10 protein-coding genes and 3 pseudogenes are annotated in these 9,681 nt (G+C 66.6%); 7 read left to right on the forward strand and 6 right to left on the reverse strand.

Annotated elements, in window-relative coordinates; all coding sequences use genetic code 11:
- Positions 1-218 (forward strand): Imm32 family immunity protein (locus ABTZ94_RS28610; protein ID WP_351204873.1); only part of this gene is annotated, 218 nt, incomplete at its 5' end.
- 136 nt (positions 219-354) lie between these two features.
- Here ABTZ94_RS28610 and ABTZ94_RS28615 read toward each other — a convergent pair.
- A complete protein-coding gene (locus tag ABTZ94_RS28615) occupies positions 355-948 on the reverse strand; it encodes a hypothetical protein (protein WP_502967324.1) in 594 nt (197 codons plus the stop codon).
- Positions 949-1,560: 612 nt separating this feature from the next.
- Between ABTZ94_RS28615 and ABTZ94_RS28620 the strand changes: the two genes are divergently transcribed.
- Together ABTZ94_RS28620 and ABTZ94_RS28625 are read left to right on the forward strand one after the other, a co-directional pair.
- On the forward strand, positions 1,561-1,725 hold the full coding sequence (locus ABTZ94_RS28620; protein WP_351204877.1) for a hypothetical protein: 165 nt from the start codon (positions 1,561-1,563) through the stop codon (positions 1,723-1,725).
- Between the two features lie 216 nt (positions 1,726-1,941).
- Positions 1,942-2,655 carry a tectonin domain-containing protein gene (locus ABTZ94_RS28625; protein ID WP_351204879.1) on the forward strand — a complete coding sequence of 238 codons (714 nt, stop codon included), beginning with the start codon at positions 1,942-1,944 and terminating at the stop codon, positions 2,653-2,655.
- 462 nt (positions 2,656-3,117) lie between these two features.
- On the opposite strand, the pseudogene ABTZ94_RS28630 reads toward ABTZ94_RS28625, so the two are convergent.
- The 3 genes and pseudogenes from ABTZ94_RS28630 to ABTZ94_RS28640 form a co-directional block, all read right to left on the reverse strand.
- Positions 3,118-3,298 (reverse strand): annotated as a pseudogene (locus tag ABTZ94_RS28630) (hypothetical protein); the annotation flags it as partial.
- Positions 3,299-3,405: 107 nt separating this feature from the next.
- On the reverse strand, positions 3,406-3,702 hold the full coding sequence (locus tag ABTZ94_RS28635) for a GYD domain-containing protein (RefSeq protein WP_351204881.1): 297 nt from the start codon (positions 3,700-3,702) through the stop codon (positions 3,406-3,408).
- A gap of 462 nt (positions 3,703-4,164) precedes the next feature.
- Positions 4,165-4,794 (reverse strand): TetR/AcrR family transcriptional regulator, encoded by a 630-nt coding sequence (locus ABTZ94_RS28640; protein ID WP_351204883.1) that lies wholly within the window; start codon positions 4,792-4,794, stop codon positions 4,165-4,167.
- A gap of 93 nt (positions 4,795-4,887) precedes the next feature.
- On the opposite strand from ABTZ94_RS28640, the pseudogene ABTZ94_RS28645 reads away from it, so the two are divergent.
- The 3 genes and pseudogenes from ABTZ94_RS28645 to ABTZ94_RS28655 all read left to right on the forward strand — a co-directional run.
- Positions 4,888-5,010 (forward strand): annotated as a pseudogene (locus tag ABTZ94_RS28645) (NmrA family NAD(P)-binding protein); the annotation flags it as partial.
- A 37-nt stretch (positions 5,011-5,047) separates the two neighbouring features.
- Positions 5,048-5,719 carry an NmrA family NAD(P)-binding protein gene (locus ABTZ94_RS28650; RefSeq protein ID WP_351204885.1) on the forward strand — a complete coding sequence of 224 codons (672 nt, stop codon included), beginning with the start codon at positions 5,048-5,050 and terminating at the stop codon, positions 5,717-5,719.
- Between the two features lie 143 nt (positions 5,720-5,862).
- A complete protein-coding gene (locus ABTZ94_RS28655) occupies positions 5,863-6,663 on the forward strand; it encodes a hypothetical protein (protein WP_351204887.1) in 801 nt (266 codons plus the stop codon).
- 593 nt (positions 6,664-7,256) lie between these two features.
- On the opposite strand, the pseudogene ABTZ94_RS28660 reads toward ABTZ94_RS28655, so the two are convergent.
- Positions 7,257-7,367, reverse strand: a pseudogene (locus ABTZ94_RS28660) (ATP-binding protein); the annotation flags it as partial.
- Between the two features lie 300 nt (positions 7,368-7,667).
- On the opposite strand from ABTZ94_RS28660, the gene ABTZ94_RS28665 reads away from it, so the two are divergent.
- A complete protein-coding gene (locus ABTZ94_RS28665) occupies positions 7,668-8,447 on the forward strand; it encodes an AfsR/SARP family transcriptional regulator (protein WP_351204889.1) in 780 nt (259 codons plus the stop codon).
- Between the two features lie 120 nt (positions 8,448-8,567).
- Here the strand turns inward: ABTZ94_RS28665 and ABTZ94_RS28670 are convergent, their stop codons facing one another.
- Positions 8,568-9,128, reverse strand: a complete 561-nt coding sequence (locus tag ABTZ94_RS28670; RefSeq protein WP_502967321.1) for a transposase — start codon at positions 9,126-9,128, stop codon at positions 8,568-8,570.
- Between the last annotated feature and the right edge of the window lie 553 nt (positions 9,129-9,681).

The following is a 9,681-nucleotide window of genomic DNA, read 5'->3' on the forward strand; positions in this document are numbered from 1 at the left end:
TCCTGACGATCCTGACCGCCAAGGCTGAAAGCGCCGGACGGGAAGTGATGGCCGTGGACCCCCGCAACACCTCCCGGCGGTGCCCCGCATGCGGCGGGCATCTTCTGGTGCTGGCCGGTGAAGGAGTTCCGGATGGAGCCCATCTGCACCTCGAAGACAGCAACGGACTGGAAGACGGGTCCGTCGGCCTGGTCCTGGAGCGCAGCGACGAAGAGTGAGCGGGTTCCTCGCGGTCGCAGCAGGAGCTGACATTCAAAGCTGACATCAACGAGGGCGGATGACCGCGATCGTACGCGGCTTGCCGTGGCAGGGGTGAGCGGCAGTCCCTTCCTGGTGGCGGCACGATGGCCGAACTTAAAATGCGGTGGTCAATCGGCCATCCAGAGGTAGTGGTTCATGGTGGTGCCAGATGAGATAACGGTCTTCCTGGCGCAGTTCCGCAGAACCCCATTCGACACGCATCATGCCTCGGTCCATGGAGCAGGCGTAGGCGACCAGAACGAGGCGGATGTTCTCGGGGAGGAGCCCAAGGTCGGGGTGGACTTCGGATTCTTCGAGCTCATCCAGGCCAAGGTCGAGCATCTGTTGCATGGGCTCCGGGCCATGCCGGCGAATCAGTTCGGCACGGAATCCCGTAGCCCGCCGCAGGCGAGCAGCTGTGACTGGGACATCCTTCTTCGCGTAGCGAATCGGGTAGATCACGTGGTCAGCAACGATCACCATGGTGCGCCCGTGGAGGCGCACCGGCGTGGCATCCGCCAAGGCTCCAAGGCCAACTGCAAGTTCCTCGTACTGCACGGCATATAGCCCGTGGCCATATGCCTCGAGAGTCTGGGTGTGGACCCCCTCGTGCCCGTTGCGGGCCCTTGTATGAGCCCGCAGGAGGCAAGCCGGGATCACGTCCACCAGGTCGCTAGCCACATCACCGAAGGTTGCACGTGCCCACATACTTGCTGAACCCACGAGGTACCGCCCTCCCTGTCGGGCGCCGGAGCGCCGAGCAGCAACACTTGAAACCGTGCGTGGTGTCTGCGAGGCACGCAAGATGGCAGCGGCGCACGGCAGGCGCACAAATGTCACGGAGGGGGTCGGTGGCGCTGAGAACCGGCCACCAACGATGCGAGTCCGCGCCGCAGTGCGTGCCAGATCCGTGCCGGATCGAGCGGTCAACCACGGTCACTTGGAGCCCGTAGGGGTGCAGGAACCCATCGAACAACTCAACGCCACCGCACGCATGGTGACCAGCGAGGACGTGTCCGCGAGCGGTGCCAGGCCTACAAAGCAGATGTCGGCGGTTCGAAACCGTCCGCGCCCACCAGTTTGACCAGCAAGGTCACAAGAGAAGCCCAGGTCAGAGCACTTCTGGCCGGGGCTTCTCTGTATTTCCATGCACTTTGACTATACGTCCAGGCACTCTGACCACACCCTCACTACCGCGACCCGTCCCCTAAGTGCCCCTTAATATCCCCTAAATGATTTTGAGGAAGTGCAGGTCAGAGGTCGGATGCGGGAAATGCGCAAGCGGCCCGCCCCCCAAGGGACACCGCCATAATGGAAGCCTTGGCAGACCTGCCGCCCATGGTGATGTCCGACCTGTTCGGGATTCACCCCAAGACGGCGGAGTGCTGGGCAGCTTTCACCGGCGGGAGCTGGATCGACTACTTGGCCATCGTCCAAACGAAGGCCCGCCAGGAGGAGTCCGGGTTGTCCAGGTCGGAGGCATGAACCATCACTCGTGTCGATCCCCCCTGGGCGGGACAGCACTTCCAGCCGAAATGCTCCCGGCTGAGCCCCCCAGTCCTCCACCCCCGCAAGGCGACAAGAATCGAAACATTGATTTACTGGCTTGTTTGATAATAGAGCAAGTATTCACCTGACTTATCGGCTCATCAAGTCCTCGAAGATGGCAGCCGACACCGGTTCGATGAAGGGGATTTCGGCATGGCGGATTGGGTGAAGGTCGCAGGCAGTCTCACCGCGATTTCGGCGGGGTCCAGGACAACCGTGTGGGGTGTGAACGCGGCGAGCGCCATCTACCGGTACACCAACTACGACGCCAACCCGTGGATCAACATCCCGGGGGCGCTGAGCGACATCGGTGCCGCGGCAGACGGCACTGTGTGGGGTGTCAACGGGGGCAACCAGATCTTCCGGTATGCCGGGGACCAGGGGGCTTCGAACCCGTGGGTGAACATCTCCGGCAGCCTGGTCCGCATCGATGCGGGATCCCGGACGAACGTGTGGGGGGTGGACTCCGCCAGCGCCATCTACCGGTACACCAACTACGACACCAACCCGTGGATCAAGATTCCCGGGGCGCTGAGTGACATCGGCGCTGCGGCGGACGGCACCGTGTGGGGTGTCAACGGCGGGAACCAGATCTACCGGTACATCGGAGACCAGGACAGCTCGAACCCGTGGAAGAGCGTCCACGGCAGCCTCAAGCGCATCGCGGTGGGTTCCCGGACGAACGTGTGGGGCGTCGATCCCGCCGGCAGCATCTACCGGTACACCAACAACGACGCCAGCGGCGTCAACCCGTGGATCAACATCCCCGGCACCGCCACCGACATTGCCGCTGGCGCCGACGGCACCGTGTGGCACATCAACAGCGGCGGCGAGATCTACCGGTACACCGGCGACCAGCCGAACTGATCCCCGCTCCGCCGTCCTTGCGGGCCCCCGGCCGAGACAGACCAGGGGCCCGCACTCGTGTCCGGGTCGTTCCTGCACGTCGTCGTCCGGCTCGGCCGCATTCAGGTTGCGCAGCGGACGCAGCCCGCCGACCAGGGGAATACCGCAAGCCTCGAATACAAGCGCTTCACCAGTGGCACGCGGACACGGTCGACGCCTTGGTGGTCGGGTTTACAGGGCCGCGGCGTCGGCCGCATCATCTGGCCCTGGCGGTTGGGGACGAGGGCGGACCTGTCGGGCTGTCCGCCCGGCTGGAGCTGGTCCTCGCTGCGCGGATCGGCGGGGCCCTGGGCGGCGCGACGGTGGTGGGGGAGCGGCATGCCGGGGGTGAGTCATGCACCAGGGTGGAGACGGATCAGGTGGTGGAGGTACTGGCAGGGGCCGGGCGGCACGGGACGCTGACCGTGACCCGGATGCGATGAGCTACGGCACGTTGCCCTGCCAGTCCCACCGGTCCGATGCGTCGGGCCTGGGCTCGTACTCGGCGCGCCCCCGGACCGTAGGCGCCGATCTCTGTGATCAGCATGGCTCCGGTCGCACGTTCCTCGGCCGTCCAGCTGGTCACGTCCAGGAACAGCCCGTCGAGGGGGCCGCCGACCAGTTCCACGTCGGTCAGTCATGGGTGTGGTCACTCACGGCCGGGACGCCGCTTGAGCATGCGGTCCAGGTGACTCACTGCCTTGCGCTGGGTGTCCTGGACGAGGTGGGTCGTCAGTCAGCCGCCTTGGCGATGATGCGCTCCATCTCCTCCGGGCCGAAGGCCCGCAGAGTCGTGGAACGGACGTTGCCCACTCCACCGAGCTGCAGGAGTGCTGCCGTGGCAGTTTCGTCGTCGGGCGCCTCGACGATGGCCACGAGGTCGTACGGACCGACGGTCCAGTAGATGCTCAGGAGCTTCGCCCCGAGCTTCTGTACTGCTGACCCGAAGGCCTCGGCGCGCTTTGTGGTGTCCTTGTGGTTTCGGACCCCTTGATCGGTCCAGCTCAGCAAGGTGACGTACGTCGGCATGTTCTTTCACCTTCACGAGGAGACACATCGTGAGGCCAAGCCTGGAGATCTGGGCTGGAACCTGCACGAGATACGCACCCGAACGAGCAAGACGACCGACCACAGGCATCGAGGGAGCAGGCTGACATCCACGCCTGACATCAACCACAGCGGACACCAACGGGTCGCCGCGGTTCTCTGCGGAGCAGATGCAGTGATGCGGTGATACACCCGTAGCGGTTCAGGGCCGCTGTTATCGCGGATCGAACTCACAGCAAAGCAGATGTCGGCGGTTCGAAACCGTCCGCGTCGCTCCGCTCACCGCGCGCGGCACGGGCGCCGGCCGGGCCTGCGCTCCTGTCTCCGCCCCGCTCCGGCCCGGTCGGCAACCGCGTGGCTTCCCTCATGCCTCGGCCTGCTCGCCGCTCAGGAACGCCACGGGCCGGCCGGAGGAGGACCGGGCTCCTCCTTCACCCCCTCAGTTCAGTGCCGCCAAGGCCGCAGCCCCAGCTCCGTCGCCTGCCGCACCCGCGTCCGCAGGCGGTCGGTGTCCACGCCGTCGGCGCCCTCCTCGTCCATGAGTGCGTCGAGCGCGCCGCTCACCGCCCCCGTCAGCGCCCCGGCGAGCGCCGCTGCGGCCACCCGGTCCAGCTCGTCGGGGAACGCCGCGTGCAGCTCCTGCGCGATCTCCCGCTGCGCCGCGAGCTGGACTTGCAGCGCCTTGCCCCGCACCGCGGGGACGGTGTGGAACAGTCGCATCCGCACGGCGGCCATCGGGCTCACCATGTCGGCGTCGCTCTCGGCGATGGTGTCGAGCGCCCGCAGCAACACGTCCACCGGTCCCTCGGCCGGTTCGCGGTCGGCGATCGCTGCGATCGCGGCCCTCGCCCGCGCGTCGCTCTCGGGGAACAGGATGTCCTCCTTGCCCGCGAAGTACCCGAAGAAGGTCCGGGTGCCGATCTCCGCCGCCGCCGCGATCTCCGCAACGGTCGTCTCGTCGTACCCCTGGCGCTCGAACAGCTCCGCCGCCGCGTCGATCAGCGCCTGACGGGTACGCGCCCGCTTCCGTTCACGCAATGAGGGCTCTGGGGTGTCGTGCTCACGTCTGGCCATGGCTCGTAGATTACTGCATTGACAGCATACTTGCACTGGATGCAAATTCACATCGAGTGCACAAAAGATTCCGAGGCTGCATGGGAGAGCGCCATGGACACGCACGACAAGACTGTTCTCGTCACCGGTGCCACCGGGAACCAGGGCGGCGCGACCGCCCGTCACCTGCTCGCCGCCGGCTGGCGGGTCCGCGCCCTCGTCCGCGACGACCTGGACGACCGCACCTCCCTCGACGCGGCGATACGCGGCGTGTATGGCGTCTACAGCGTCCAGTTCGCAGGCGACAACGAGGTCGCGCAGGGGGAAGAACATCGCGGACGCCGCGAAGGCCGCGGACGTGCAGCACCTGGTGTACTCGTCGGTCGGCGGCATGGAGAGCCAGAACCGCTTCTACGTGGAGCACGGCTGGGGCCCCATCGGCAAGTGGCGGATCGAGCAGCACATCCACGAGCTGGGCGTGCCCGCGACGATCCTGCGTCCGGCCGGGTTCATGGAGGACTTCACCAGCCCGGCGCGGTTCTTCCAGAACGGCACGCTCAACGTGCCCTGGCACGACGAGATGGTCATGAAGCTCATCGCCATCGACGACATCGGCGCCTTCGCCGCGCTGGCCTTCGCGGCCCCGGACGCCTACCTGGGCCGGGCGATGGAAATCGCCGGCGACCGGCTGACGGCCCCGCAGATCGCCGACGCGTTGGGCAGGGCGGCCGACCACCCCATCCCCCACGCACGGATTCCGCTTGAGATGCTGTGGGAGCACGACCCCGAGGTCGCCAAGGTGATGACCTGGGCGAACGGAACCTTCTACGACATCGACCTCGCGCCCGTGAGGAAGGCCTTCCCCGGCGTCATGGACTTCGACAGCTGGCTGGACCGGTCAGGCAGGGCGCGGCTCCTGGCGCAACTGGCCTCCCCGTCCGCGTAACCGGGCTCGAAACACCGGCCGCGCAGCCGGTGGTTCGAGCCCGACCCTCTCGAACCGGCCCCTGTTCGGGTGCTGTTAGCTTGCGGCGATCCATTCTTCCCTTACCGGACTCTTACCAGTCCCTCACCAACAAGAGGTTGCGCATGCGCGCAGGCAGATCCGGCTTCGCGGTCGTGGTCGCGGGAACGCTCGCCCTGGGGGCATTCACCGCGCCGTCCGCGCAGGCGGCGGACACCGGCGTCACGGTGTCGAACCTGGTCCTGAACAAGGGCAAACCCATCATCGTGGGTACGTCCGCAGAGGTCGCCCCCACATTCACGTACCACGTGTCGTGGCCGTCCGGCCTCAAGCAGTCCGACGTGAACACTTCCCTGCACCTGTACCACGACACCACCGCCGCCAAGGCATCAGAGCGCGGGGGCATCCACATGGTGCTCACCGCCTGTGAGGACGGCTCCGTGGCCGCCGACTGCGAGGGCGAGCTGTACATCGACCCGCGATACACCCTCGACTCGAACAACGACGCCACGACCTGGAAGAGCACCGTCTGGGTACGCATCTGGAACGCGAAAGGCGGGCTCAAGAACGAGGAGTATCTGACTCTCTCCCCCACCGTGCGAGTCAAGCGCGCGGCGAAGGTCACCGTCGACGCCACGCCCGAGCCCGTCGCCAAGGGCGGCAATCTCACCGTCACCGGCAAGATCACCCGCGCGGACTGGGTGAAGCACACGTACACCGGCTTCGGCGGCAAGGCGGCCAAGCTCCAGTTCCGTAAAGCCGGTACCAGCACGTACAACACGGTCAAGATCGTGAAGGCGAACTCGACCGGCGCACTGAAGACCACGGCCACCGCCTCCGCCGACGGCTACTGGCGCTGGACCTTCGGTGAGACGGACACGACCGGCGGCGCGACCGCGGCCGACGACTACGTCGACGTCAAGTAACGGTCTCCTTTCCTCGGAACAAGCCGACCCGGTAGCCCCGGGGCGGCGCGCCAGGCTCCTGGAAGTTGCCGAGGGCGGCCGCCTGTTTCCGCAACCGCTCGATGCCTCGTCGAGTGCGCATGTGGCGCGGAGGTACTCAAGACAGCCCGAGAGTGTCTTCGGTACAGCGCGGTGCGAACGGCCACAGCCCACACGCCCGCAGGTTGGCCGCCCGGTGATGCGCAATGGCGAGATTGTGATCGCCGCGGTCACGCCCCGGTGACGGCGCCCGGTGATAGTGGGGGTATGCCCGCATCCCGCACCGGCGCCCTGATCACCAGAGCCTGGATTGAAGAGGACTCCCCGCATCCGCTGCACCACCGACGTTGCCGCGGGCGCCGAACGCGACGCGGACCCGGGCCGATGCCATGGGCCGGACCGTGCGGGACGGCTGCGCGAGATGCCCGCCGACCGCGACCCGCACCAAATGTCAACGGCCACTCAGCTCTCCCCGGAGGCGGCCGGTAACTCTCCGCCACTGGCGGCCGGCAGAACTTCCCCAACCGCGACCACATATCTCCCCGCTGTTGGTAGGTGGGCAGCGCAAGGAGATCCCCCTGACCGCTCGTGGCCTGATTGAGCCGGAAAGAATCACCCTCCTGGGTGACCACGATGTGAGCGTGGTGGAGGAGCCGGTCGATCGTCGCGGTGGCCAGGATCTTTGGGCAGCTCTGCCTCTCGACCGGACACCGCGGACCACGCCGGTCCGTGTGGAGCGGGCATCACACGCTGCCCCGGATGCGTGGGGCCAACGCAGTCGGAGCACGTGTGCAATGCCCTCGGGAGCTCGGCCGCTCACGGCCGGAGGGTGCCACCCCTTGGATCAAATTGGGATAAGTCGACAACCCTGGGCAGGTACAGCAGCATGGCTTTGTTGGAGGTGTACAGATCGCGGGCCCTCAGTAATGGCGGCGCGGCCGGTCGGCGGGCGCCAGGTAGACCGACCCCTACGCGATCACAAAGCCATGAGCTCATATGATCTCGCATTCTCTCCGTCACCCGCCCTGTCCGGGCCGTCCGCGAGCATCGCTCTGCTCGGCGGTTTCGACCTCGTAGTCGGCGATGAACCGGTGACCGTTCCAGTCGGCTCGAAGCGACTCCTGGCGTTTATCGCGCTCAACTACCGGGCTGCTGTCCCTCGGGCTCTGGTCGCCGGGAGTCTTTGGCCCGAAGCATCCGAGCAAGGTGCGAATACGAACCTGCGGTCGGCATTGTCACGCCTGCGCGGCCTCGGGAGGCAAGCACTGGATATCTGCCCCGCCGAGCTGCGCCTCGCGCGGGAGGTCGCCGTCGACCTGTACAGCGCCCGGTCGTTGGCCCAGCGCATTCTCGATCCCCGTGTCCCGGCCGAGGAGCTTGATCTCAACGCGGCGACCGTCGACCAGCTCTCCGCCGATCTGCTGCCCGGCTGGTACGACGAGTGGATGTTGCCGGAGGCGGAGCAATGGCGACAGCTTCGACTCCACGCCCTTGAGGCACTGACGGGAAATTTCATCGCTACGAAGGAGTTCGCCGGGGCGGTGACGGCCGCACATGCGGCCGTCCAGGCGGATCCGCTGCGGGAGAGCAGCCAGGCTTCACTGATCCGCGCCCACCTGGCGGAAGGCAATCCGTCCGAGGCGCTGTACGGCTTCGAACGCTACGAGCAGCACCTCCACGACGAGCTGGGACTCCGACCCACCCCGCGGCTGCGCCGGCTCGTGTCCGAACTGCAGCGGTCGCGCCCCGGTAACAGATCCCTGTAGCTGTGACTGTGAGGGTCATTGCCGGCGTACGAGTCGAAGTGCATAGCTGCGTACGTGAACGGGCAACGGGGTCATGCGAGTCTTTCGTGATGGGGTGACAGCGCGTCCTTTGTTCACATCTCACACCTGGCTAAGGGCTGTCCCGTCAGGGATTACCGGACAGCTCTTAGCCAGAGGATGCGCTGTCGAAGAGCGGGAGACCGGTGTGGCCGTGGCCTGGTGCTTGAGGAGCTTGGCTCCGGTCACCTGGCCTTCGCACTCGCCGGAGCCCCACGTACTGGACGGCCCGGTGGTGACCGCTTCGAAGTCGCTCTGCAGACCACCGGCAAACTGTGTGATGTGGGGTAGCTGGTCGTCGATGCTGTCGATCCAGGCAGGGAGATCTTCTCCACCGCGGTCGCGCATCACGGCCGCGAAGTCGCGGACATGTCCAACAGAGGCGCCGAGTCGAGGCCACGTGGTGCGGATCTGCTGCGCGCCACTGAACGCCGGCCACGCGGCGAACGGTTCGGCATCCCGGCCGGCCAGTACGTCTACCGGGCGGCGGGCCTCGAGATCCACCAGCAGCGTCGCGTAGTGGTGGCCGCGTCTGAGCGCGAAGTCGTCGACGCCCAGCACACGAGGGCCGTGAGTCGGAGGACCGAGCGGGGCCATCTCCAGCGACAGCGCGAGATCAGCCACAGCCCGGGCGTACCGGCTGTGCACCCGCGGCGAGACGCAGCTGCAGTCCGGACAGACCAGCTCCACGTGGCCACGGGTACGGGCGGTCATACGAACCAGGCCGCCCTCCATACACAGGATCTGTGGCGGGGCGTCACCGGCGTACAGAAGCACGTCCGACCTCCTCACGAGGATCTTGCAAGACCCCCTTGAACTCGTACGTGCCTGTCTGCGTTCGCATGCACGCCGACAGGCATGGCCAAAACCACGTCCTTGTCTTCCCGCGGCGGGTAATGCTCGTCCTGGATCGACAGGCTGCCATCGCTCACTCAGTCCCATCCCGGAGCAGGGGCGAACCCGCCACTGCCCAGTGGCGGGTTCGCGTTGTCAAGGCTGGTCGGCAGGTTTGGCTTGGTCAGCCCTCGACCGGGGTCACGTCTGTGCGCCTTGCTGGAGGACGTTGCCGTTGCCGGGTCCGGTCTGTGCGCCTTGCTGGAGGACGTTGCCGTTGCCGGGTCCGGTCTGTGCGCCTTGCTGGAGGACGTTGCCGTTGCCGGGTCCGGTCTGTGCGCCA

Source organism: Streptomyces sp. NPDC002785 (assembly GCF_040295565.1).
Lineage (GTDB): Bacteria > Actinomycetota > Actinomycetes > Streptomycetales > Streptomycetaceae > Streptomyces.